Source organism: Ruegeria sp. SAZA006 (genome assembly GCF_059613465.1).
The window spans coordinates 111,634-133,888 of the sequence record NZ_JBXWSO010000004.1 but is presented as its reverse complement, the minus strand read 5'-3'; the positions used below and the strand labels follow the sequence as shown (position 1 = coordinate 133,888).

The 22,255-nt window shown below is 62.7% G+C and carries 26 protein-coding genes; 7 read left to right on the top strand and 19 right to left on the bottom strand.

The window, feature by feature from the left end:
• Positions 1-25 precede the first annotated feature (25 nt).
• The gene (locus tag AC2FNZ_RS03325; protein ID WP_170362969.1) at positions 26-1,264 is read right to left on the bottom strand and encodes an aspartate kinase; all 1,239 of its coding nucleotides are present in this window, start codon (positions 1,262-1,264) and stop codon (positions 26-28) included.
• A gap of 166 nt (positions 1,265-1,430) precedes the next feature.
• Between AC2FNZ_RS03325 and AC2FNZ_RS03320 the strand changes: the two genes are divergently transcribed.
• Positions 1,431-1,787: a hypothetical protein gene (locus AC2FNZ_RS03320; RefSeq protein ID WP_170587649.1), complete on the top strand. Its 357-nt coding sequence runs from the start codon at positions 1,431-1,433 to the stop codon at positions 1,785-1,787.
• On the opposite strand, the gene AC2FNZ_RS03315 is transcribed toward AC2FNZ_RS03320, so the two are convergent.
• The 5 genes from AC2FNZ_RS03315 to AC2FNZ_RS03295 all read right to left on the bottom strand — a co-directional run bounded on the left by AC2FNZ_RS03315 (position 1,781) and on the right by AC2FNZ_RS03295 (position 4,827).
• A complete protein-coding gene (locus AC2FNZ_RS03315; RefSeq protein ID WP_496839527.1) occupies positions 1,781-2,419 on the bottom strand; it encodes an SDR family oxidoreductase in 639 nt (212 codons plus the stop codon). The two genes, AC2FNZ_RS03320 and AC2FNZ_RS03315, sit on opposite strands and share 7 nt — an antisense overlap.
• A 3-nt stretch (positions 2,420-2,422) precedes the next feature.
• The gene (locus tag AC2FNZ_RS03310) at positions 2,423-2,878 is read right to left on the bottom strand and encodes a DUF1178 family protein (RefSeq protein WP_496839526.1); all 456 of its coding nucleotides are present in this window, start codon (positions 2,876-2,878) and stop codon (positions 2,423-2,425) included.
• A 72-nt stretch (positions 2,879-2,950) separates the two neighbouring features.
• A complete protein-coding gene (locus tag AC2FNZ_RS03305) occupies positions 2,951-3,301 on the bottom strand; it encodes an NUDIX hydrolase (protein ID WP_496839525.1) in 351 nt (116 codons plus the stop codon).
• A 227-nt stretch (positions 3,302-3,528) separates the two neighbouring features.
• Entirely contained in the window at positions 3,529-4,278 is a 750-nt protein-coding gene (locus AC2FNZ_RS03300) for an EcsC family protein (protein ID WP_496839524.1), read from the bottom strand.
• Positions 4,279-4,332: 54 nt separating this feature from the next.
• Positions 4,333-4,827: a GNAT family N-acetyltransferase gene (locus tag AC2FNZ_RS03295; RefSeq protein WP_170366645.1), complete on the bottom strand. Its 495-nt coding sequence runs from the start codon at positions 4,825-4,827 to the stop codon at positions 4,333-4,335.
• A 72-nt stretch (positions 4,828-4,899) separates the two neighbouring features.
• On the opposite strand from AC2FNZ_RS03295, the gene AC2FNZ_RS03290 reads away from it, so the two are divergent.
• The gene (locus AC2FNZ_RS03290) at positions 4,900-5,505 is read left to right on the top strand and encodes a flavin reductase family protein (RefSeq protein WP_496839523.1); all 606 of its coding nucleotides are present in this window, start codon (positions 4,900-4,902) and stop codon (positions 5,503-5,505) included.
• A gap of 58 nt (positions 5,506-5,563) precedes the next feature.
• On the opposite strand, the gene AC2FNZ_RS03285 is transcribed toward AC2FNZ_RS03290, so the two are convergent.
• Entirely contained in the window at positions 5,564-7,198 is a 1,635-nt protein-coding gene (locus tag AC2FNZ_RS03285) for a SulP family inorganic anion transporter (RefSeq protein WP_496839522.1), read from the bottom strand.
• A gap of 216 nt (positions 7,199-7,414) precedes the next feature.
• On the opposite strand from AC2FNZ_RS03285, the gene AC2FNZ_RS03280 reads away from it, so the two are divergent.
• The gene (locus AC2FNZ_RS03280) at positions 7,415-8,287 is read left to right on the top strand and encodes an S-methyl-5'-thioadenosine phosphorylase (protein WP_496839521.1); all 873 of its coding nucleotides are present in this window, start codon (positions 7,415-7,417) and stop codon (positions 8,285-8,287) included.
• 61 nt (positions 8,288-8,348) lie between these two features.
• Positions 8,349-8,978 carry a LysE family translocator gene (locus AC2FNZ_RS03275; protein ID WP_496839520.1) on the top strand — a complete coding sequence of 210 codons (630 nt, stop codon included), beginning with the start codon at positions 8,349-8,351 and terminating at the stop codon, positions 8,976-8,978.
• A 6-nt stretch (positions 8,979-8,984) separates the two neighbouring features.
• Here AC2FNZ_RS03275 and AC2FNZ_RS03270 read toward each other — a convergent pair whose 3' ends face one another.
• On the bottom strand, positions 8,985-9,167 hold the full coding sequence (locus AC2FNZ_RS03270; RefSeq protein ID WP_496839519.1) for a hypothetical protein: 183 nt from the start codon (positions 9,165-9,167) through the stop codon (positions 8,985-8,987).
• Positions 9,168-9,367: 200 nt separating this feature from the next.
• On the opposite strand from AC2FNZ_RS03270, the gene AC2FNZ_RS03265 reads away from it, so the two are divergent.
• Together AC2FNZ_RS03265 and AC2FNZ_RS03260 are read left to right on the top strand one after the other, a co-directional pair.
• Positions 9,368-9,907, top strand: a complete 540-nt coding sequence (locus AC2FNZ_RS03265; RefSeq protein ID WP_093962739.1) for an adenine phosphoribosyltransferase — start codon at positions 9,368-9,370, stop codon at positions 9,905-9,907.
• A 170-nt stretch (positions 9,908-10,077) separates the two neighbouring features.
• Complete coding sequence (locus AC2FNZ_RS03260) at positions 10,078-10,560, top strand: fasciclin domain-containing protein (protein ID WP_093962740.1); 483 nt, start codon at positions 10,078-10,080, stop codon at positions 10,558-10,560.
• A gap of 38 nt (positions 10,561-10,598) precedes the next feature.
• Here the strand turns inward: AC2FNZ_RS03260 and AC2FNZ_RS03255 are convergent, their stop codons facing one another.
• The 11 genes from AC2FNZ_RS03255 to coxB all read right to left on the bottom strand — a co-directional run bounded on the left by AC2FNZ_RS03255 (position 10,599) and on the right by coxB (position 20,567).
• A complete protein-coding gene (locus tag AC2FNZ_RS03255) occupies positions 10,599-12,017 on the bottom strand; it encodes an FAD-binding oxidoreductase (protein ID WP_093962741.1) in 1,419 nt (472 codons plus the stop codon).
• 38 nt (positions 12,018-12,055) lie between these two features.
• Positions 12,056-12,874: an MBL fold metallo-hydrolase gene (locus AC2FNZ_RS03250; protein WP_093962742.1), complete on the bottom strand. Its 819-nt coding sequence runs from the start codon at positions 12,872-12,874 to the stop codon at positions 12,056-12,058.
• A gap of 92 nt (positions 12,875-12,966) precedes the next feature.
• A complete protein-coding gene (locus AC2FNZ_RS03245) occupies positions 12,967-13,551 on the bottom strand; it encodes a GNAT family N-acetyltransferase (RefSeq protein WP_093962743.1) in 585 nt (194 codons plus the stop codon).
• A complete protein-coding gene (locus tag AC2FNZ_RS03240; protein WP_093962744.1) occupies positions 13,551-14,813 on the bottom strand; it encodes a M16 family metallopeptidase in 1,263 nt (420 codons plus the stop codon). Before AC2FNZ_RS03240 ends, AC2FNZ_RS03245 begins: the two co-directional genes overlap by 1 nt.
• On the bottom strand, positions 14,810-16,198 hold the full coding sequence (gene thrC / locus AC2FNZ_RS03235; RefSeq protein WP_496839517.1) for a threonine synthase: 1,389 nt from the start codon (positions 16,196-16,198) through the stop codon (positions 14,810-14,812). The genes AC2FNZ_RS03240 and thrC overlap by 4 nt, the downstream gene beginning before the upstream one ends.
• On the bottom strand, positions 16,195-16,872 hold the full coding sequence (locus AC2FNZ_RS03230) for an SURF1 family protein (protein ID WP_496839907.1): 678 nt from the start codon (positions 16,870-16,872) through the stop codon (positions 16,195-16,197). The genes thrC and AC2FNZ_RS03230 overlap by 4 nt, the downstream gene beginning before the upstream one ends.
• 173 nt (positions 16,873-17,045) lie before the next feature.
• Positions 17,046-17,861, bottom strand: a complete 816-nt coding sequence (locus AC2FNZ_RS03225) for a cytochrome c oxidase subunit 3 (RefSeq protein ID WP_093962747.1) — start codon at positions 17,859-17,861, stop codon at positions 17,046-17,048.
• A 22-nt stretch (positions 17,862-17,883) separates the two neighbouring features.
• Positions 17,884-18,459 carry a cytochrome c oxidase assembly protein gene (locus AC2FNZ_RS03220; RefSeq protein WP_170362951.1) on the bottom strand — a complete coding sequence of 192 codons (576 nt, stop codon included), beginning with the start codon at positions 18,457-18,459 and terminating at the stop codon, positions 17,884-17,886.
• Positions 18,459-18,620 (bottom strand): cytochrome c oxidase system small membrane protein, encoded by a 162-nt coding sequence (locus AC2FNZ_RS03215; protein WP_170337538.1) that lies wholly within the window; start codon positions 18,618-18,620, stop codon positions 18,459-18,461. The genes AC2FNZ_RS03220 and AC2FNZ_RS03215 overlap by 1 nt, the downstream gene beginning before the upstream one ends.
• A complete protein-coding gene (cyoE, locus tag AC2FNZ_RS03210; RefSeq protein WP_093962749.1) occupies positions 18,617-19,573 on the bottom strand; it encodes a heme o synthase in 957 nt (318 codons plus the stop codon). Before cyoE ends, AC2FNZ_RS03215 begins: the two co-directional genes overlap by 4 nt.
• Before the next feature lie 82 nt (positions 19,574-19,655).
• The gene (gene coxB, locus AC2FNZ_RS03205; RefSeq protein WP_170368823.1) at positions 19,656-20,567 is read right to left on the bottom strand and encodes a cytochrome c oxidase subunit II; all 912 of its coding nucleotides are present in this window, start codon (positions 20,565-20,567) and stop codon (positions 19,656-19,658) included.
• Between the two features lie 176 nt (positions 20,568-20,743).
• On the opposite strand from coxB, the gene tldD reads away from it, so the two are divergent.
• A complete protein-coding gene (gene tldD / locus AC2FNZ_RS03200; RefSeq protein WP_093963036.1) occupies positions 20,744-22,165 on the top strand; it encodes a metalloprotease TldD in 1,422 nt (473 codons plus the stop codon).
• Positions 22,166-22,255: the final 90 nt, after the last annotated feature.

The window sequence follows — 22,255 nt, the reverse complement described above, 5'->3', positions numbered from 1 at the left end:
TCAGGCGGGACCTTGGCCGAGATGCTCAGGCCGCCTTTTCCAGTTCAAAGGCATCATGCAGCGCCTGAACGGCAAGTTCCATGTATTTCCGGTCGACGAGGACGGAAATTTTGATCTCGGAGGTTGTAATGACCTTGATATTGATCCCCTCATCCGAGAGTACCTTGAACATCTTGGCCGCCACGCCCGACTGCGAGCGCATGCCGATGCCCACCACAGAAACCTTGGCCACATCGGTGTCGGCGACCAGCTCGGCATAGTTCAACTCGCCACGCTCCTTGACCGCCAACAGCGCCTTTTCGGCGCGCGCCACCTGGTTGGTGGGGCAGGAAAAGGTCATGTCCGTGCGCCCCTCGTCCGAGATGTTCTGCACGATCATGTCGACATTGATCCCCTCATCGCTGAGCGCGTTGAAGATGATCGCCGCGATGCCGGGGCGGTCGGCGACCGACACGACGGTCATCTTGGCCTCGTCCCGCGAATAGGCCACACCCGAGACTACATTGGATTCCATGATTTCCTCCTCGTCGACGACCAGGGTTCCGGCCTCGTCGGACTGTTCCTCGAAGCTCGAGAGAACACGCAGTTTCACCTTGTACCGCATCGCCAGCTCGACCGAGCGGGTTTGCAGCACCTTGGCCCCCAACGAGGCCAGTTCGAGCATTTCCTCGAACGAGATCTTGTCCAGCTTGCGCGCCTTCTCGCAGATGCGCGGATCGGTGGTATAGACGCCGTCCACATCCGTGTAGATGTCGCAGCGCTCGGCGTCGAAGGCGGCGGCAAAAGCCACGGCAGTGGTGTCCGAACCGCCGCGGCCCAACGTGGTGATCCGACCTTCGGGGCTGAGGCCCTGAAAGCCCGCCACCACGGCGACCTTCATCCCCTCGCCGAACTTCTGATTGATGTTGTCGGTCGGGATATCCTGGATCCGCGCCGCCGAATGGGCGCCATCGGTCAGCAGCGGTACCTGCCAGCCCTGCCAGCTGCGGGCGGGAATGTCCATTTCCTGCAGCGTCAGTGCCATCAGACCGGCGGTGACATTCTCGCCCGAGGATACCACGGCATCATATTCGCGTGCGTCGTACAGCGGCGAGATCTCGTCGACCCAACCCACCAGTTCGTTGGTCTTGCCTGACATGGCCGACACGATGACGATGACGTCATAACCCTTGGCCACTTCGACGCCGATGCGCTTGGCCGCGCGGCGGATGCGGTCGAGGTTGGCGACGGATGTGCCGCCAAATTTCATCACGAGTACGGGCATGGGGGCAAATGTCTCCGCGCCTTGGATTTCCGGTCCCGTGCGTCTTATGCGAGGCAACACGCAAGAGCAAGGGTACATAGAAAATCGGGACACTGCAGCGCAACGCTTTACAAGGACAGGCAGCAATGTCAGCGTATCGTCAAGGAGTTAAACCATGAGGAACACCATGCTGCGTTTTGTTTTCGCCTGTGCGCTGATGTCCGGCCCGGCTATGGCCCAGGTGGCGTCACTGTCCGGAACGGACGGCCAGAACGCGTTGGGAACGGTCCCCTGCGCCGCGTTGGCGGGTCAGCCATTGAAAAATTGCCCTGCCGAGTTGCGGCGCAAGGATGATGGCACTGCGACCCTGGCGGTTCAGTTGGATACTGGGGAAGTGCGCCGCATCTATTTCACCGATGGAAAGCCGGATTCCAGCAGCTCGACGTCGAAGATCACTTCGGAAACGCGGGGCGAAATTCTGGTGATTTTCATCGATCCCGGTGAAGTCTACGAGATCCCCAAGGCAGCGCTGGCCGCTCAGTAAGGATGTGCCTGCCCGTCCCAGGCTTCAAAGCAGCCGGTGGAGTCCAAACTCAGCGCATCGAAACGCTCAGTCAACCCGGCAACGGCCTGTGACACGGTGATATCGGCGGCCTGGCCGCCCATGTCCGTCTGCACCCATCCCGGGTGATAGATGCCGACGGCGATGCCATCGTCCTTGAGATCCACCGCCAAGTTGCGCCCCAGGTTCAGCACAGCCGCCTTGGAGGCCCGATAGATATAGCTGCCGCCCGGCGCCCGCGTGTGCGAGGCCATCTGCGACGAGATGATCGCGATCTTGCCGCGCGCCGCACGCAAGTTGGGCAACAAGGCCTGAATGGTTAGAAACACCCCGGTGACGTTGGCAGAAAAGGTCTGGCCCCACATCTCGGCCGGGTAGCCATCTATTGTCTGGCCTTTGTCCAGATAGACACCTGCATTGCAGATCAACAGATCTACAGGCTGGCCATCCAACTTGCGCGCCATCTGCGCCTGTTGCGCCGGGTCGGTAACGTCCAGACGAATATCGGCGGAATCGTCCCGTGCGGTGCCGGTGACAGTATCGCCTCGGCCACGATAGCATTCAGCAAGAGCACGCCCAATGCCGCGATTGGCGCCGGTTATGACAAGATGCACGGTTCAGTTCGTCTTTCGGCTTGGAATGAACGGCAGAGGGGCCACCGGGACGCCGTCTTCGATCAGGGCCTTGGCCTCTTCCGGCTTGGCCTCGCCATAGATTGCACGCTCCGGGGCCTCGCCCAGATGTATCTTGCGGGCCTCGCGCGCAAATTCGCGGCCGACATAGTCGGAATTCGCCTCGACTTTGGCGCGCAGGGCGCTGAGGACACGCTCTATCTCGGCCTTGGTCGGTTGGCGCTGGGCTTCGGGTCGATCACTGTTCTCCGTGCGCGGCAATGCCGCAGACGAGCGCGCAGACTGGACCCGCGGCGTCATGATCGCCTTTTCGACCTGGGTGCTGCCGCAAGTCGCGCAAGAGACCATTCCAGCCTTGGACAGCTTGTCGTAAGCGTCCGCAGACTGGAACCAACTGTCAAACGCATGACCATTGCAGCATTTCAGTGAATATTGAATCATCTGTCGCCCAAAATGTCGGTGGGCCAATAGATACTGACAGACATGGCAATATCAAGTCTTTACAGAGGCGGTTCAATGAGGATTGAGCGCATTTGACCGCAACAGCCCGGAAAGCCCGCCGATCGAAACCGCTTGTGCTGCCTTTTCGGGCAGCATCCATCTACGCCGCCGCTCGGCGACTTCGGGGAACCGATCCGCCGTCTTGGCAACAAGCAACGGGTAGACATCAACAACGCATGTCACCCGCCCCAGGTCCCGGTGGTGTTTGTCGAATGAGAACTGCCCGATACTGCGCGTCTCACAGCAGCCTGTCACACCGGCCTCTTCCCAGGCCTCCTGCGCTGCGGTCTCAGCCCCGCTAAGGCCGTCGATCATGCGGCCTTTGGGGATGATCCACCGCCCCGACCCCCGGGTCGTGATCAACAATATCTCAGGCACCCCGCGCCGAAGCCGGTAGCATAGAGCCGCAGACTGCGGCAGAACCGGAAATGCCCCGGTTTCGGACAAAATATCTGGTGACAGCCCTGCGTTTTTCACGCTGCCCCGCCTCTTGTTTTGTTATTCTTGCCTGTTTTCGGCCACTTATCTTGCGGACCGATTAGGTGCAGGATACCACATCCTGCGGTTCTGTCCAATTTTGAAACTGTGGGTCAGGCCAACATGCGACGTTGCAGACGCTGCACAAGCTCGTCATGCGGAATATCGGCATCGATCGCCAGACGCCGCAGGCCAAAATGCACACGGGCAATCTGCTGATAGTACCGGGCGTAGAGGTAGTTCGCGCCGCCTCCGGCCAAAGCTCCCAGTACCGGAACGGTCTGTGCCGCCAGTTTCTGCCCCAAAACGACCGACAATCTCGGCGCCACGGCAGCAATGATCTTTTGTAGGGCGGGGCCCGTCACGGTCAGTCGGACCGAAAAGAACCCCATGTCTGCGCCGTCGTCATGCGCCAAGGGACCTGCCGCCGACAAAACGCGGATGCAATCGAACTGCACGTTCCGTGCCGAGGGGTCGAAACCTTCACGCGATGCGGCCCCTTGGATTGCGCGCAGCAACATGGCCGTGGTCGCCGGAAGCTCGATCAACGCCGTCGTCAGGCCGCCAGCCCCACCCGCGGCGCCCATCGTGGTCGATATGGCGGTGTTGACCCACGGCTTCTGGTCGGGAATCGCGCGGCGCGATCCGTCAGAGGCACGGACTGCAAGCCACAAAGCCTGCTCGGTTGCACCGGTCAGCCCATCGCGCACCGAACCGGGCAGCTGTTCCAGCAGCGACTCGGCCGATCCACCCAGACGATTGAGCAACCGGATGCCGCTGCCGCCCGCACTGCGGTAGTGGCTTGCCAGCCGGTCCAACTCGGCGTCGGGGTCAATTTCTCCGACGAGAACGACGTCATTCATTCGGTGTCCTCCTGACCCTGAAACATTGGCATTTCACAACGCCGTTTCAATAGATCAGCGCGTCCAGCGGGTCACCAAACCACTCACTCCGAGCCATGCGCCGGGGGTCAAATCCAGCCCGAGAACCCGATCCGGGTTGGTTGGCGGCGGCATCTCTACCCCCTCGAGCCGGGCAAACCCAAAGCGTGAATAATAGGGCGCGTCACCGACCAGCATGACCCGGTCCCACCCTTTGGCCCGTCCGGCTTCGATACCTTCGTGGATCAGAAAACCACCCAACCCTTCCCCCTGGTGGGTCGGGTGAACCGCAACGGGCCCCAGCAAAAGCGCGTCGTGTGCGCCAACATGAACCGGCCAGAATCGTATGGCCCCAGCCAAAATGCCCTGCCCGTCACGGGCCACCATCGACAGGCCTGATACCGGCGGAACATCGTCGCGCAAGCGGTAGGACGACAGCGCCTCGCGCCCCGGCGCAAAGCACAGGTCATAGAGGGCTTCGACTTCCCACCAATCCTCCGGCTCTTCCGGCCTGATCCCGAACTGCTGCACCGCGGCCCTCTTTTCGACTCTGGCAATCGCCCTAGCACTTCGCTAGGCCTTGAGCAAACGCTTGGAGATCAGATGTTCTATCGCCCCGAAGACGGTCACGGTTTGCCGCACAACCCGTTCAACGCCATCATCACGCCGCGCCCGATCGGATGGATCTCGACCCGCGGCGCGGATGGGATCAACAACCTGGCGCCCTATTCGTTCTTCAACGGGGTCGCCTATACGCCGCCTCAGGTGATGTTTGCCTCAACCGGCACAAAGCACGACCAAGACCGCGGAAAGGACAGCATCGCCAATATCGAGGCGACCGGCGTCTTTTGCGTCAACGTGGTGGCCCACGCCCATCGGGATGCGATGAACGCAAGCTCGGCCAGCCTTCCGAAAGAGGTGGACGAGTTCGCTCACGCCGGCCTTACACCTGTGGAATGCGAAACCATCCCATGCGCCCGCATCGAAGGCGCCCCCGCCGCGCTGGAATGCAAGTTGACTCAGATCGTCACGCTGCCCGGCGAAGCCAACCGGGTGGTTTTCGGAGAGGTCATTGGCGTGCACCTGCGCGATGACTGCCTGAAAGACGGCAAGTTCGACGTCACCACCTTTCAACCTTTGTCCCGGCTTGGCTATCGCGACTACTCGGTGGTGACGGATTTGTTCTCGCTCAGTCGCCCTGACGATTGAGCCGGAATTGGGGGGCTCTGCCCCCGCCGCGCGGTGCGAGGCAGAGCCTCACAGTGCCTCAGTGGCCGCCCAGAATGCCGGTTCGAACAGAATAGTCGACCGCAAGGCCGTAATCCGGGTCATCGTCGCTGTCGACCATCAGGTGGCCCGCTTTCTTGAGCAGCTTGTGACAGTCGCGGCTTAGATGGCGCAGCATGACGCGCTTGCCCGCCACCTCGTATTTCGCGGCGACGTTCTCGATCGCCTGCAGGGCCGATTGGTCGACCACGCGGCTGTCGGCAAAATCCACGATCACCGTTTCCGGGTCGTTCTGGACATCGAACAGTTCGACAAACCCCTCGGACGAGCCGAAGAACAGCGGACCCTTAATCTCGTAGACCTTGGCGCCTTTCTCGGTTTCCGAGTCGCGGGTGATCGCGTGGATGCGTTTGGCGTTGTTCCAGGCATAGGCCAGCGCCGAAACGATCACGCCGACCACGACGGCCACGGCGAGGTCTTCCATCACGGTGACGACGGTGACCAGAACGATGACGAAGGCGTCGGTCAGCGGCACCTTGCGCAGGATGTTGAACGAGTTCCAGGCGAAGGTGCCGATCACCACCATGAACATCACGCCAACCAACGCAGCCAGCGGAATTTGTTCGATCAAAGGCGAGCCGACAAGGATGAACACCAGCAAGAACAGAGCCGCTGCGATCCCCGCGATGCGCGTGCGGCCGCCGGACTTCACGTTGATCATCGACTGCCCGATCATCGCACAGCCGCCCATCCCGCCGAAAAAGCCCGTGACGACGTTGGCGGTGCCCTGCGCGATGCATTCCTGCGAAGCGCCGCCGCGCTTGCCGGTAATCTCGCCCACCAGGTTCAGGGTCAGCAGGGATTCGATCAGGCCGATGGCCGCCAGGATCACGGCGTAGGGCAGGATGATCTGGAAGGTCTCCCAGTTCAGCGGAACCATTGGGATGTGGAATTTCGGCAATCCGCCCTCGATCGAGGCCAGATCACCCACACGCGGAACCTCTAGCCCCATGCCGATCACCAACGCGGCCACTACGACGATGCCCGCCAGCGGCGCTGGCACGATGCGCGTGATGCGCGGCATCACCCAGATCACCGCCATGGTCAGCGCGACCAGCCCCAGCATCGTATAAAGCTGCATGCCCGACAGCCATTCACCGCCGCTCATGCCGTGGCCGGTGTTTTCCATCGTGCCCGGCACCTTGAACTGGCCCAGCTGCGCCAGAAAGATCACGATCGCCAGGCCGTTGACAAAGCCCAGCATCACCGGATGCGGCACCAGTCGGATGAAACGCCCCCAATGCATGGCCCCGGCGATGATTTGCAGGATCCCCATCAGGACCACAGTGGCGAACAGGTATTCGACCCCGTGCTGCGCCACCAGCGCCACCATAACGACCGCCAGCGCACCGGTTGCGCCCGAGATCATACCCGGACGGCCCCCGATCAGCGCGGTGATCAGCCCCACCAGAAACGCCGCATACAGGCCCACCAGAGGGTGAACCCCGGCAACGAAGGCAAAGGCCACCGCTTCGGGCACCAGGGCCAGCGCGACGGTCAGGCCCGACAAAAGCTCGATCCGCAGGCGGGCGGGGGTCAGCTTTTCGTCCGGCATCCAGCTCAGATCGGGAATGGCGAGGCGATTGGCAAAGCTTGCCAGCAAGGCTCGGGGCATGAATTGGTCCTGTGGGTCAGAATGTTCGCGCGAAGGCGGTCGTATACCCGCCTTCGGCGCTGTCTGCTAGCCCATCGATGGCAGGCTGTCATGCAAAAACTGCAAGGCCACGCCCATTGTCGCCCCTGTGCGGCGCAAAAACACCGGCAAGCCTTGCCAAAAGCCCGACAAGCCCGCAGAAATTCCCGCAGGCAGGTATCGCAGCGGAGAACGAACGTGGCCCAGACAAAGATTGCCGTCATCGGCGGATCGGGGATTTATGACATCGACGGGCTGGAAACGCCGCAATGGGTTACCGTGGAAACGCCTTGGGGCGCGCCGTCCGACCAGATCCTGACCGGGACACTGGACGGCATCGAGATGGCCTTTCTGCCCCGCCACGGGCGCGGGCATGTGCATTCGCCGACCGAGGTGCCCTATCGCGCCAATATCGACGCGCTGAAACGGCTGAGGGTCACCGATGTGATCTCGGTATCGGCCTGCGGCTCCTTCCGCGAGCACATGGCCCCAGGCGATTTCGTGGTCGTCGATCAGTTCATCGACCGCACCTTCGCGCGCGAGAAAAGCTTCTTCGGCACTGGCTGCGTCGCCCATGTCAGCGTGGCTCATCCGACCTGCCCGCGCCTGGGCGATGCCTGTGAATCCGCCGCCCGTACGGCCGGGATCACCGTGCACCGTGGCGGCACCTATCTGGCGATGGAAGGGCCGCAATTCTCGACGCTGGCGGAATCGAAGATGTACCGCGAGCAGTGGGGCTGCGACGTGATCGGCATGACAAACATGCCCGAGGCCAAACTGGCGCGCGAGGCCGAGCTTTGCTATGCCTCGGTCGCGATGGTCACCGACTATGACAGCTGGCACCCCGATCACGGCGAAGTGGACGTGACCGCGATCATCGCGACGCTGACCGGCAACGCTGAGAAGGCGCGCGCCTTGGTCAAAGGCCTGCCCACCCTGCTGGGTGCGGACCGCGCGCCCTGCCCGCATGGCTGCGACCGGGCGCTGGACCACGCGATTTTGACAGCCCCGGAAAAGCGCGACCCGCAAGTGCTGGCCAAGCTGGATGCGGTGGCGGGCCGGGTATTGTAAGCGGCCTTGACGGCCAAGTGTTTTTTCAGGCTTGCTGCGGCGGATCTGACGGAGGGGTGTAATGGATTTTGAACTTTGGCTGGCTTTTGTCGCCGCCTCGACCGCCCTTCTGTTGATCCCGGGTCCGACGGTACTGTTGGTGCTCAGCTATGCGCTGTCGAAAGGGCGCAGCGTGGCCGTCGCCTCGGCCACAGGGGTTGCGCTGGGGGACCTGATCGCCATGACGGCTTCTCTGCTGGGGCTGGGGGCGCTGGTGCTGGCCTCGGCCACGCTGTTTTCGGTGCTGAAATGGGTAGGCGCCGCCTATCTGGTCTGGCTGGGCATCAAGCTGCTGAGCAGTGCGCCGTCCAGCGGGATGCAGGCGGTGGCCACCGGGCGCGACGTCACCGCGCGCGGCGTGTTCGGCCATGCGGCCGCAGTCACCGCGCTGAACCCGAAATCCATCGCCTTCTTCATCGCCTTCGTGCCGCAATTCCTGCGCCCGGCCGAGCCGCTGGGCCCGCAATTCGCGATCCTGATTGCCACTTTCGTGGGATTGGCCGGGCTGAACGCGCTGGCCTATGCGCTGTTGGCCGACCGGCTGCGCCGCGTAATTGGCCGCCCCGGCATCATCACCGGCATGACCCGTTTCGGAGGGTTGACCCTGATCGGAATGGGCGTGGCCACGGCGGTACTGCGCCGCCCGGCCTGAAGGCAGTCACGTCCCGGTGTTCTCGGCCATGAACGCGCGGATGAAGCGGCGGATCTCGCGCGCGGCCGAGGTGTCGAGATCGCGGCACAGCGCAACAAATGCGTCGCGTTCGTCCTTGTCCAGGCGCAGAACCAGCTGGCTGTTCTTTTTGGTGGATCCCTTGAGGTCGGCCTTGGCCACGGCTGTCATCCTTGTTCTGGGCCTGCATCAGCGCGTGGCACCTTGTATAGACAAAGCGCATCGCTTGTCGATACCCGCAGCCCCCCAAGGTCAGGTGTTTCGGGCGCATCTGTCCCGCAGCAAATACGCGCAGGCAGGCAACCGTGGCTTGCATGACTGACCGCGATACGCCAAACACCCCCGTGTTTTGACGCAAGAAGGGTTGCCCCATGTCCAGAAGCAAAACGGTCAAGGATTACATTCGGACCATCGTCGATTTCCCCCACGAAGGGATCATGTTCCGCGACGTGACGACCCTGTTTGCCGATCCCCGCGGGTTTCGCATGGCCATCGACCAGATGCTGCACCCCTATGCCGGCGAGCGCATCGACAAGGTCGTGGGGCTCGAGGCGCGCGGTTTCATCCTGGGGGGCGCAATCGCGCACCAACTGAGCGTGGGCTTTGTCCCGATCCGCAAGAAGGGCAAACTGCCGGGCACCACGATCAGCGAGGAATACAAGCTGGAATACGGCGAGGCCATCGTCGAGATTCACGATGACGCGATCCAGCCCGGCGAAAAGGTTCTGGTGGTCGATGACCTGCTGGCCACCGGCGGCACTGCCGCAGCAGGCATCAAGCTGATCGAACGTCTGGGTGGCGAGATCGTCAGCTGCGCCTTCATCATCGACCTGCCCGAGCTGGGTGGCCGGAAGGTGCTCGAGGACATGGGCATGGACGTCCATGTCCTGTGCGAATTCGAAGGGCTGTGAACAGACAACGGTCACGATTTCGTGACTTGCCGCTGGAAGCGCCGCGCGCTTAGCGCGGCGTCGTTCGTTTTCCAGTCGGTTTTTTTGTCCCCGACGCGTGATCTCCTTCCGGCATGTCCCCGTATCGCCCCTGATGTCGCCGATGACATCCTCAACAAGGGAAGTAGATCATGTTTCGCAAATTCGCTGTTGCCGGTGTCGCCAGTATCCTGTTTTCGACCGCTGCCATGGCCGACGGCCACGGCAAGGACATTGTGGACACCGCTGTCGGAGCCGGCAGCTTCAACACTCTGGTTGCAGCTGTGCAAGCCGCCGAGTTGGTTGACACGCTGAAGGGCGAAGGCCCGTTCACCGTGTTCGCGCCCACGGATGAAGCCTTTGCTGCGCTGCCCGAAGGCACTGTTGAAACGCTGCTGAAGCCCGAGAACAAGGACCAGCTTGTGGCGATCCTCACCTATCACGTGGTTCCGGGCAAGGTGATGTCGGGTGATCTGTCCGACGACATGACCGCCGCCACCGTTCAGGGTGGAGAGATCACAATCGACCTCGACAACGGTGTCATGGTCAATGACGCAAATGTCGTTCAGGCAGATATCGAAACCAGCAATGGCGTGATCCACGTCATCGACAAGGTTATCCTGCCCGAGTCGTAAAGAACGCATCGCTGCGGCCCGGAGCGTCCGGGCCGCACTCACACATCTGACAGAACAGCACCGGGGTTCATGATCCCGAGCGGGTCCAAAGCAGCCTTTATGGCGCGCATGGCCGACAGTTTGGCCGGATCACCATAGCGTTCCAGATCGCCGGTCTTCAAACGGCCCACCCCATGCTCGGCACTGACCGATCCTTCGAATTCATGCACCAGGTCATGGACCGCGCGCTTGATCGCGGCGCGCCGGTCATCGAACTCGCCCCGGTCGTGGCCTTTGGGCGGGAAGACGTTGTAGTGCAGGTTGCCGTCCCCCAGATGACCAAAGCAGTTCACCCGGAACGGTCCAAGGGCGGCAATCGCCTGGCCGCCTTGCCGGATGAAGTCGGGGATCCGCGAAATCGGAACCGAGATATCGTGGCTGGACACCGAACCGATCAACCGGTTTGCCTCGGGGATGCGTTCGCGCACCGACCACAGCGCGTCGCGCTGCGCGGCGCTCTGGGCGATGACACCGTCCGACACCAGACCACGGGCCTCGGCAGCCACGAACAAGGACTCCAGCGCCGCCTCGGGCTCGTGCCCCGCCGGCAATCCCAGCTCGATCAGGACCGACCATTCCGGCGGTGTGTCAAAGGGTTGCCGCACGTCCGGCAAGACCTCGGCCAGAAAATCCAGCCCCTGTCTGTGGATCAGTTCGAACGCGCTGACGGTTTCGCCCAGATGGTCCCGGGCCAGGGCCAGAAGGTCGATTGCCGCTTCGGGGCTGGCCACCTGAAAGATCGCCGTGCCCAGCCCGGCAGGACGCGGGAACAGTTTGAGCGAAGCGGCGGTGATGACCCCTAGCGTGCCCTCGGACCCGATCAGCAGGTTGCGCAGGTCATAGCCGGTGTTGTCCTTTCGCAGCCGCCCCAGCCCGTGCCAGATGTCCCCGTTGGGCAGAACCGCCTCGAGCCCCAGGCACAGATCCCGGGCATTGCCATAACGCAGGACGTTGACGCCCCCGGCATTGGTAGCCAGGTTTCCCCCGATCCGGCAGGATCCTTGCGCCGCCAGCGACAGCGGAAACAGCCGATTGGCCGCCTCGGCCGCAGCCTGAATGTCGGCCAGAACCGCGCCGGCCTCGGCGATCAGGATGTTTTCGGTCGGATAGACGGCCCGGATCGCGCGCATCCGCTCGAGCGACAGGATCAGGGGCGCGGGGCCCTCCGCCATGACCTGCCCGCCCACAAGACCGGTGCCGCCACCGTATGGCACCACCGGGACGCGGGCCTCGGACGCCAACCGCACCAAGGCTGCGACCTGCTCAACCGTGCGGGGCAAGGCCAGCAGACCCGCCTGCCCGACAAAGCGGCGGCGCGGCTCGTCCAGATAGCGCGGCTCGACCGGGCGCAGAATATCGTCACCCAGGCGGGCGCGGATGGTTTCGGCAAAGGTTTTGTCGGCCGGGTTCAAATGCATGCCCTCTGCATGCCCAAGCCCGCGGCGCACGGCAAGGCTTATTCCAGTTCCATCAGGTATTGCGGCTCGAGCACTACCACCGTCGGGCGGTCCGGGAGGGTCCGCAGGGATACTTCGATCTCCGAAACCCCATCCCGGCGCACCGGGAAGTCGGATCGGATATCGGCCAGGAACCGGTCCAGCGAATAGCCCGAGAACCAGTGCATCGGAATGATGACCGAGCTTTTCAGCCGCTGCAGGACCGAGATCATCTCGGGCAAGGGCATGGTCGTGCCCCCGTCTACCGCCGCCATGACCACGTCCAGCCGCCCAAGGGCGGCGAATTGCGCGTCGGACGGCACATGGTGCAGATGCCCCAGATGGCCGATGCACAGGCCTTCGACCTCGAACACGAAGATCGAGTTTCCGCGTTCTTCCACTCCGCCGTATGCTGACCGGATATCGGTCGATACGTTGCGCACCAGCAATTCGCCCAGATCGAGGTAATGTTCGATGCCCTGCCCGAACTCACCCCACCCCGGCAGCACATGCGGGATGGCCGGATCGGGATAGGCGGTCCAATGGGTGTCATGGGCGTGGTTCATCGTCACGATGTCGGGGATCAGGTCCGCGCCGCCGATGAAGCCGGTGAAATCGGTCACGGCATTAAGCCCCCCGGGTGTCTGGATCAGAAAGGACGCATGCGCGACATAGCTGATCCGGACCGAGAATTCGGGCACCGGATCCTGCCAGGCCGCCTTGTGCAGATATTCGATGCCGGGGGTATTCTGGGCGATGGCGATGCAATGACTCGGCCGACGCTCCTGCGCCGCCGCCGTCCCTGCCAGCAAGATCAGACCCGCCAAAACACTCCGCATGTCGGGTAGTCTAGCGCATCCGCGCCTCGAGTCACGTCACGGGGCCTAGATTTCGGAAACAGGCCCGCCCGGATCAGGGCCGAACGGGCGCCCTAGCCCGCGTCCGTCCGCCCGCGCCGGTCCGAGCGCAGCGACGCATAGAGCACATGCGTCCGCCACCGCCCGTTGATCTGCAGATAGGATTGCGCCACGCCCTCGTATTTGAACCCCGAACTTTCCAATAGCCCGCGAGAGGCGGCGTTTTCCGGCAGACAGGCGGCCTCGATCCGGCTCAGATCCAGGCGGGTAAAGGCGTAATGCACCACGGCGCCGATGGCCTCGCGCATGTAACCCTGCCGGGCAAAGGCCTGCCCGGTCCAATAGCCCAGCGTTCCGGCCTGCGCCGGCCCCCGGCGGATGTTGTCCAGCGTGATGGCGCCCACCAGCATGTCATCGGTTCTGCGGAACAGGAACAGCGGAACCGCCGTGCCATTGGCCACCGAGCGTTGCGCCCAGTAGACACGGTTGGTGAAGGATTTGCGGGTCAGATGGTCCTTGGCCCAGATCGGCTCCCACGGGGTCAGATACTCGCGCGAGGCCAGCCGCAGCGCGGCCCAGTCGTTGAAGTCGGAATGCACGGGCGGGCGCAAGCTCAACCGCTCGGTCTCGAGTTTCAGCCTGCGTCTGCCCAACAGCATCACGCCGCGCGCCTCTCCTGCAGCCTCTCCAGTGTCGGCGCACCCCCCACAGGCCCGTAAAGCGCCAGCGCCGCCGGGGCCTGAACCGCCATCTTTTCGGCAAAGGCGCGGACGTCGGCGGTGCTGACCGCGTCGATCTTGGCCACTGTTTCCTCGAGCGGCGGAACACGGCCCCAGATCTGCACCAGCCGGGCCAGACGCTCGGCCCGGTTCGAGGGGCTTTCCAGCCCCATCAGCATCCCAGCCTTCATCTGCGCCCGGGCCCGGGCAACCTCCTCGGGGCTCATGTCCTCGGCGGCACGCTTCATCTCGTCGATGGTGATGGTGGCCAGTTCGCCCACCTGATCGGCCGAGGTGCCGGCATAGATCGTGGTCGTTCCCGTGTCGGCATAGGCGCCGGTCTGGGCAAAGATCGTATAGCACAGCCCGCGGGTCTCGCGCACTTCCTGGAACAGGCGCGAGGACATGCCGCCACCCAGCGCGGTCGAATAGATCTGCGCGGTATAGATCTCGTCATCGCGATAGCCCGGGCTTTCCAGCGCCAGTGCGAAATGCGCCTGCTCCAGCGCCTTGTCCCGCCGCGCCTCGCCGCCGGTAAACCGGGCGGGTTCCGGCAGCAGCCCCTTGCGGGGTTGCAGATGGCCGAACATCTCTTCTGCCAGCTTCATCAACTGGTCATGATCGACGGCACCTGCCGCCGACAGGATCATCTGGTCGGGCGCATAATGCTCGGCCACGAAGGCCGACAGGTCGTCGCGCGAAAAGGCGCTGACCCGTTCGGATGGGCCAAGGATGGGGCGGCCCAGCGGTTGGTCGTGATAGCTCTGTTCCTGCAGCCAGTCAAAGATCACGTCATCGGGCGTGTCATGCGCCTGGCCGATTTCCTGCAGGATCACGCCGCGCTCGACTTCGATTTCGCGCGGATCGAAGACGGGGTTCAGAACGATGTCGCCGATCACGTCCATCGCCAGTGCCACGTCATCCTTCAGCACCCGGGCGTAATAGGCCGTCACCTCGCGCGAGGTATAGGCGTTGATATATCCCCCCACATCCTCGATCGCCTCGGCGATCTGCAGGGCCGAGCGCCGCTCGGTGCCCTTGAAGGCCATGTGCTCGAGGAAATGCGCGATGCCGTTCTGTTCGATCCGCTCGTGCCGCCCGCCGGCGGTCACCCAGATTCCGATGGCGGCCGATTGCAGCCCCGGCATCTGCTCGCTGACGATCCGAAAGCCGTTCGTTAGTTGGTCCAGTCTGACAGTCACTCAGCAATGTGCCTTTTGATATGATCCTCGATGGCGCCCAGATCGTTGGCGATGCGGGTCACCCGTTCCGGACGTTCATACAGATCGGACATGCGCGAGGGAAGAGGCGGATGCACACCGCTGGCCTGCTCGACCGCGGCGGGGAATTTCGCCGGGTGCGCAGTGGCCAGCGTAACCATCGGCACATCGGCGGCGCGGGTGTCCTCGGCCACCTTGATGCCCACGGCAGTGTGCGGGCAGACCAGCTCGGCGCTGTGTTCCAGCGTGGATTTGATCGTGGCGAGGGTTTCCTCTTCGGACACACGGCCCGAGTCGAAACTTTCGCGCAGGGCCTCCATCGCGCCTTGGCTGACGTGGAAGCCGCCCTGTTTCAGCTCGTCCATCAACTGCGCCACGGCCCGCCCGTCCTCGCCATAGGCATAGTACAGCGCGCGTTCAAAGTTCGAGCTGACCTGAATGTCCATCGACGGGCTGATCGAGGGGATGGTGTCGCCCTTGAAGTAGCCCTGCCCCGACAAGCAGCGATGCAGGATGTCGTTTTGGTTGGTCGCCACCACCAGACGGTCGATGGGCAGACCCATCCGCTTGGCGATGTAGCCGGCGAAGATGTCGCCGAAATTGCCGGTGGGTACAGTGAAGCTGACCTTGCGGTGCGGCGCGCCCAGGCTGGTCGCGGCCGAGTAATAATAGACCACCTGAGCCAGCACGCGGGCAAAGTTGATCGAGTTTACCCCCGCCAGCTTGACCCCGTCGCGGAAGTCGAAATCGTTGAACATGTCCTTCACGGCGGCCTGACAGTCGTCGAAATCGCCATCGACGGCCAGCGCGTGCACGTTGCTGTCGGCGGGTGTGGTCATCTGCCGGCGCTGCACCTCGGACACGCGACCATGCGGGAACAGGATGAACACATCGACCGCATCCAGCCCCCGGAACGCCTCGATCGCGGCTGATCCGGTATCGCCGCTGGTGGCGCCCACGATGGTCACACGCTCACCCCGCCGCTTCAGCGCCACCTGAAACAGCTGACCGATCAGTTGCATGGCGAAATCCTTGAAGGCCAGCGTGGGCCCGTGGAACAGCTCCAGCAGAAAGTGGTTCTCGTTCAGCTGCTTCAACGGCGCGCGGGCATCATGACCGAACCCGGCATAGGCGCGGGCAATGATCTCTTTGAATTCGTCCCCGGCGAACGAGCCGCTGACATAGGGCCACATAACGCGGAACGCGATCTCTTCATAGGGCAGCCCGGCCATCGCGGCGATCTCGTCCTGGCTCAGAACCGGGATCTCGGCAGGCAGGTACAGGCCGCCGTCGCGGGCAAGACCGGTCAGCATCGCCTCTTCAAAGCTCAGTTCGGGCGCCTGCCCGCGGGTCGAGATATATTTCATTGCGCGTCACTTTCTGATGGGGCGCGGCCGCGCCACAGGAAATATCCGGTCATTGCGGCCCAGACCAGCGCCAGGCCGAACCATGTCACCGCGTATTGCAGATGGTCATTGGGAATACCCGCCGTATCCACCGGCAGCGGCGTGATGGCGGGATCGGTCTGGCTGCGGGCAACCAGAAGGATCGGCTCGGCCCCAAGCGCATCGGCCAGCGCGGGTACATCGCGGGCAAACCAGATGTTGCCCGCCCGGTCCGGATCGGGGGTATAGCCGTCGATCTCATCGGGCCAATGCAGATTTCCGACAACCTGCGTGGGGCCGATCTGGCGTTCGGCCTGCTTGGCCGTTGTGGGCACAAAACCCCGATCCACCAGGATCGTACTATCACCGGTTCGGAAAGGCGCTATGATCCGATAGCCCGGCCCGACCTGTTTGACCGAAACCAGCACATGGATTTCGCCGGGCAGCATCTCGCCCGATACCTCTACGGGCAGATAGCGGTCGGCTTCGGGATCGACCGCCTCGGGCAGCGGCACCGGATCGGCGGCGATCCGGGCTTCGATATCGGCAAGAATGCCCTCTTTCCACGCCAGACGCTGAACCTGCCAAGTGCCCAGAGACACAAGAACCGCCAGCCCGGCGAGCCCGAAAATCAGCAGAAACAGGATGCGGCGCATGTCTGGCCCTTGTTGCGTGTCATAGCGGCTCGGGGTCAAGCCGGCGTCTTGTTACGGTCTGTGCGCAAGGAAATGCAACCTTGCAATTGTAAGGGGCGCAATCCCTTGCGCACCTGATCGAGAAAAAGCCGCCCAGAAGGGCGGCTTTTGCAATTCGACAGCCTTGCGCGACGTCACATCAGAGGTGCCTGACCCCAAATGTAAACGGCGAAGAACAGGAACAACCAGACAACGTCGACAAAGTGCCAGTACCATGCGGCCGCCTCGAACCCGACGTGTTTCTCCGGGGTAAAGTCGCCACGCAGCGCGCGGATCAGACAGACCGTCAGAAAGATGGTGCCGATGATCACATGTGCGCCGTGGAAGCCGGTTGCCATGAAGAAGTTCGAGTAGAACTGATCGCCGCCGAACTCCCACCCTTCGTGGGCCAGCAGTTCGTAGTATTCGAAGGCCTGCAGGAAGGTGAAGGCGATACCCAGGACGATACCGATCGCGAGACCCTGAATCAGCGCCTTGCGGTCGTTGTCGTGGACCAGCGCGTGGTGCGCCCAAGTGATCGCACAGCCCGATAGCAACAGAACCAGAGTGTTGATCAGCGGCAGGTGGAACGGGTCCACCGCGTGGATGTCAGGCTGGATGTATTCGGTACCGGCATAGTCGTACATCGGATACATGCGATGTTTGAAGAACGACCAGAACCAGGCAAAGAAGAACATCACCTCGGACATGACGAACAGGATGAACCCGTAGCGCAGTCCGATCCGGACGACCGGAGTGTGATCACCCGCGCGGCTTTCGGCCACGACCTCGGACCACCAGGCAAACATCGTGTAGAGTACCGCCACAAGACCACCCCAGAACACGAAGGAGGTCATGCCGTGCATCCACAAGACGGCTCCGAACAGCATGACGAAGCCACCGATCGCGCCGATCAGCGGCCAGATCGAAGGTGCCAGAATGTGGTAATCGTGGTTTTTTGCGTGTGCCATCAGCGTCCCTCACCTACAGGCGTTAGTTCGTGTTTGTTTCTGCCTGCGCATCCAGGGCGGCATAGCCCTCGGGCAGGTCTATTTCATAGAATGTATACGACAGCGTGATCGTATGAACATACTGTGCTTCGGGGTCTTCCACCATTTCGGGGTCGACGAAGAAAGTTACGGGCATCTCGACCCGCTCGCCAGGCTCCAGAACCTGCTCTTCAAAGCAGAAACAGGCGATCTTCTGGAAGTATCCGCCGGCGGAATAGGGCGTCACGTTGTACGACGCCTGCCCCGCAACCGGCTTGTCCGTCGGGTTGTATGCTTCGTAGAAGGCCAGACCGGTCTCGCCGATGCGTACCTTCATCTCGCGCTCGACGGGTTTGAACTCCCACGGCATGTCTTTGGCCTTGGACGCGTCGAAGCGAATGGTCACCACCCGGTCGAGGATATCGTCGGGCGTGGCCTCGGCCACGCCGGTGGTGCCCCCGAACCCGGTGACCCGGCAGAACCAGTCGTAGAACGGTACGGCCGCCCAGGCCAGGCTGCCCATCAGAACAACCAGACCAACGGTCTGCGCGACGGTCTTCTGCGGTCCGCTCAAAGCCATCAGTTCTGAACCTCCTCGCTGGGCACGCCGAAATCGCTGCCCGAGACCTTTACGATGGTCAGGCCGAAAATAATCACGATGAACGCCGCCAGAGTCAGCCCAACACCCAGGTTGCGGCCAAAACGACGCTGGTGCAGTTCATGGCTTTTGCGCAGGCTCATGACCAGCCTCCCAACCCGTAGGGTTTCAGCAGCGCCTCGGCGAGGATCGCGCCAAAATGCAGGAACAGGTACAGCAGCGACAGCTTGAAAAAGCTGCGCTCAACCTTGAAATTGTCCGCCTCCGCGTCGTCCTCGGTGCGGCGCGAGATGGCCCATGCCCCCCGCAGGAACAGAGCGTTCAACACCACGGCCACAGCCAGGTAAATCGGCCCACCGATACCCGAGAACGCGGTGCCCACGGCCAGCAGAGCCAGCAATGCGGTATAGACCAGAATATGGGTCCGCGTGGCGCGGCGTCCATGCGTTACGGTCAGCATTGGCACGCCCGCGTCGTCATAATCCGAGCGCATGAACAGCGCCAGCGCCCAGAAATGCGGCGGGGTCCACATGAAGGTCAGAGCAAACATCAGCCACGGCTCGAGCGTCATCGAACCCGTGGCAGCAACCCAGCCGATTACCGGCGGGAAGGCGCCCGCAGCGCCGCCGATCACGATGTTCTGCGGCGTCAGGCGCTTGAGCCACATCGTGTAGATCACGACATAGAAAAAGATGGTAAAGGCCAGAAACGCGCCCGCGAACCAGTTGGTCGCCAAGCCCAGCATGATCACCGACAGACCCGACAGGGCCAGGCCCAGTGCCATCGCCTCGCCGGGCTCAACCTTGCCCGACGGGATCGGACGGCCCTTGGTGCGCTTCATCACCTTGTCGATATCCGCGTCCCACCACATGTTCAGCGCGCCCGAGGCGCCACCGCCGATGGCGATGAACAGTATGGCGCAGAAGCCGACGAACGGATGTACCGGCACAGGGGCGGCCAGCAGACCCACCAACGCGGTGAACACGACTAGCGACATCACCCGCGGCTTGAGCAGGGCGAAATAGTCGCCAAAGCCGGCCTCGTCCGCACGGGATTGTGCGGCAAGTGTGCTGGCATTGATGCTCGCGTCGGTCATGTCAGGTCCTTGTGGTGCGAAAGCTGCGCGATACCCGCGCAGCCTGTCTTTGGTTTCGATCGGGCCTCAGGCCCCGGGATCGTCAGTTCGAGGCGATCTGGAACGACGCCGGCTGGCCAGCGTATTCGTCCAACGCGCCCTGCAGCCATTCCTGGTAGGCTTCTTCGCTGACGACTTTGACAGTGATCGGCATGTAGGCGTGGTCCTTGCCGCACAGCTCGGAGCACTGGCCAAAGTAGATGCCTTCCTTGTCGGCCTGGAACCACAGCTCGGCCAGACGGCCGGGAACGCCGTCCTGCTTGACGCCAAACGCGGGGATCGTCCACGAGTGGATCACGTCAGCCGCGGTGACCTGCATCACAACCACCTTGTTGACGGGAACCACGACAGCTGTGTCGGTGGCCAGCAGCCACTCATCCTCGCTGTAGCCGGCATCGGCCAGCTTGGCGCGCATCGCATCGTCCAGAACGAACGGGGTTACATCCGCATCGGCGGGGCGTGCACCCTCGTCCAGAGTGGCAGGGTGACCCAGCAGATAGCTGTCGAACGCAAAGTCGTGATCAACATATTCATAGGTCCAGTACCACTGGTTGCCGATCACCTTGATGACGACATCACCCTCGGGGATTTCCTGCTGCTTGAACAGCACCGGCAGCGAGAACGCACCGATGAAGACCAGGATCAGGATCGGGCCGATGGTCCAGGCGATCTCGACCGGGGTGTAGTGCGAGAACCGCGCCGGGGTCGGGTTTACACGCTGGTTGTAGCGCACGATGCAGTATACCAGCAGGCCTGCGACCAGCAGACAGATCGCGGTGATGATAACCAGAATCATACCATCAAGGCGGTGAATCCCTTCGGCCAGGCTGGTGGCCGCCGGCTGGAAACCCATGCCGCCGTCGACCGGCTTGCCGATAATCTCAAGATCCTGAGCCATGGCGGGAAGGCTGGAGAGGGCTGCGAACACCCCCGAAAGCATCAAAGCATTCTTCATTTTCTGTCCTGATCGTTTGATCTTTGCGTCTCTGGCGAACAGGTGTGAATCGGTCACACCTCTCCCGTTGTCTTTGGCCGCGTTAAAAACCATATTCCGGGAGGTAGATAAAGCAAAATGCTTGCGTCAAACAGACGCTATTTTTGATCTGGATCAAACGCGAAAGGCCGCAACCCATGACTCAAGCCCCGTTTCGCCCGTTCGAGACCGCATTGCCGCATGACGAGGCACTGGCCGTACTGCGCTCGGCCACCGCCGGGGCCGAAGACGGCGAGCTATTTGTAGAGCGTCGGAAATCCGAAACACTTGCCTTTGACGATGGGCGCCTGCGCACCGCATCCTACGATGCCTCCGAGGGATTCGGGCTGCGTGCCGTGCAGGGTGATGTGGCCGGTTATGCCCACTCGACCGATGTATCAATGCCCTCGCTGAAACGTGCTGCGGAAACCGCCCGGCTGGCGGTTGGTGACGGCGGCGGCACTTTGGCCGACGCGCCAAGGCGCACAAACAAGCAGCTTTATACGGATGCAGACCCGATCGAATCCGCCAGCTTCCCGGTCAAGGTCGAGACTCTGCGCGAAATCGACGGATTTGCGCGCGATCTGGACCCCAGGGTGGTCCAGGTCAGCGCCGTGATCGCCGCGTCCGTGCAAGAGGTCGAGATCCTCCGCCCCGATGGCACCATGGTACGCGACGTTCGTCCGATGACCCGCCTGAACGTGTCGGTCATCGTCGAACAGAACGGCCGACGCGAAAGCGGATCGGCCGGCGGTGGCGGCCGCGTTGGTCTGGACGGCCTGATTGACCCGTCCGATTGGCAGGATAAGGTCCGAGAGGCGCTGCGCATTGCTTTGGTCAACCTTGATGCCGTTCCCGCTCCGGCCGGCGTGATGGAAGTTGCACTGGGCCCCGGCTGGCCCGGCATTTTGCTGCACGAGGCCATCGGGCATGGCTTGGAAGGAGACTTTAACCGCAAGGGGAGTTCGGCCTTTGCCGGGCTGATGGGGCAGCGGATCGCCTCCAAGGGCGTGACCGTGGTGGATGACGGAACGATCCCGGATCGTCGCGGATCGATCACCGTGGATGACGAGGGAACGCCCAGCTCGCGCACCGTGCTGATCGAAGACGGCATCCTGACCGGCTACATGCAGGACCGCCAGAATGCGCGCCTGATGGGAGTATCCCCCACCGGTAACGGGCGGCGGCAAAGCTATGCGCACAAACCTATGCCGCGCATGACCAACACGATCATGCTGGGCGGCGATGCTAACCCGGCGGACCTTGTTGCCGAAATCAAGGATGGCATCTGGGCCGTAGGTTTCGGCGGCGGCCAGGTCGACATCACCAACGGCAAATTCGTGTTCAGCTGTACCGAGGCCTACCGGGTCGTGAACGGCAAGATCGGCGCGCCGGTCAAGGGCGCAACGCTGATCGGCGACGGTCCTTCAGCGCTGAAACGTATCCGGGGCCTGGGCAACGACATGGCTCTGGATCCCGGCATGGGAACCTGCGGCAAGGACGGTCAGTGGGTGCCTGTGGGTGTGGGGCAGCCTACGGTGCTGATGGAGGGGCTGACGGTCGGAGGATCCGCCGCCTGATGCGAATCGCGCGCTTTCGGCCGGCACCATGGTTAATCCGTGCTGCCGGCCCGGCGGGAAAGAACCGTAGCGCATCAAAAATGACAATCT

Bases quoted from the DNA above. Each gene is read 5' to 3' on its own strand.
- AC2FNZ_RS03325 (WP_170362969.1), bottom strand. From the start codon at position 1,264: ATGCCCGTACTCGTGATGAAATTTGGCGGCACATCCGTCGCCAACCTC.
- AC2FNZ_RS03320 (WP_170587649.1), top strand. From the start codon at position 1,431: ATGCTGCGTTTTGTTTTCGCCTGTGCGCTGATGTCCGGCCCGGCTATG.
- AC2FNZ_RS03310 (WP_496839526.1), bottom strand. From the start codon at position 2,878: ATGATTCAATATTCACTGAAATGCTGCAATGGTCATGCGTTTGACAGT.
- AC2FNZ_RS03300 (WP_496839524.1), bottom strand. From the start codon at position 4,278: ATGAATGACGTCGTTCTCGTCGGAGAAATTGACCCCGACGCCGAGTTG.
- AC2FNZ_RS03290 (WP_496839523.1), top strand. From the start codon at position 4,900: ATGTTCTATCGCCCCGAAGACGGTCACGGTTTGCCGCACAACCCGTTC.
- AC2FNZ_RS03285 (WP_496839522.1), bottom strand. From the start codon at position 7,198: ATGCCCCGAGCCTTGCTGGCAAGCTTTGCCAATCGCCTCGCCATTCCC.
- AC2FNZ_RS03275 (WP_496839520.1), top strand. From the start codon at position 8,349: ATGGATTTTGAACTTTGGCTGGCTTTTGTCGCCGCCTCGACCGCCCTT.
- AC2FNZ_RS03270 (WP_496839519.1), bottom strand. From the start codon at position 9,167: ATGACAGCCGTGGCCAAGGCCGACCTCAAGGGATCCACCAAAAAGAAC.
- AC2FNZ_RS03265 (WP_093962739.1), top strand. From the start codon at position 9,368: ATGTCCAGAAGCAAAACGGTCAAGGATTACATTCGGACCATCGTCGAT.
- AC2FNZ_RS03260 (WP_093962740.1), top strand. From the start codon at position 10,078: ATGTTTCGCAAATTCGCTGTTGCCGGTGTCGCCAGTATCCTGTTTTCG.
- AC2FNZ_RS03255 (WP_093962741.1), bottom strand. From the start codon at position 12,017: ATGCATTTGAACCCGGCCGACAAAACCTTTGCCGAAACCATCCGCGCC.
- AC2FNZ_RS03250 (WP_093962742.1), bottom strand. From the start codon at position 12,874: ATGCGGAGTGTTTTGGCGGGTCTGATCTTGCTGGCAGGGACGGCGGCG.
- AC2FNZ_RS03245 (WP_093962743.1), bottom strand. From the start codon at position 13,551: ATGCTGTTGGGCAGACGCAGGCTGAAACTCGAGACCGAGCGGTTGAGC.
- thrC (WP_496839517.1), bottom strand. From the start codon at position 16,198: ATGAAATATATCTCGACCCGCGGGCAGGCGCCCGAACTGAGCTTTGAA.
- AC2FNZ_RS03230 (WP_496839907.1), bottom strand. From the start codon at position 16,872: ATGCGCCGCATCCTGTTTCTGCTGATTTTCGGGCTCGCCGGGCTGGCG.
- AC2FNZ_RS03225 (WP_093962747.1), bottom strand. From the start codon at position 17,861: ATGGCACACGCAAAAAACCACGATTACCACATTCTGGCACCTTCGATC.
- AC2FNZ_RS03220 (WP_170362951.1), bottom strand. From the start codon at position 18,459: ATGGCTTTGAGCGGACCGCAGAAGACCGTCGCGCAGACCGTTGGTCTG.
- AC2FNZ_RS03215 (WP_170337538.1), bottom strand. From the start codon at position 18,620: ATGAGCCTGCGCAAAAGCCATGAACTGCACCAGCGTCGTTTTGGCCGC.
- cyoE (WP_093962749.1), bottom strand. From the start codon at position 19,573: ATGACCGACGCGAGCATCAATGCCAGCACACTTGCCGCACAATCCCGT.
- coxB (WP_170368823.1), bottom strand. From the start codon at position 20,567: ATGAAGAATGCTTTGATGCTTTCGGGGGTGTTCGCAGCCCTCTCCAGC.
- tldD (WP_093963036.1), top strand. From the start codon at position 20,744: ATGACTCAAGCCCCGTTTCGCCCGTTCGAGACCGCATTGCCGCATGAC.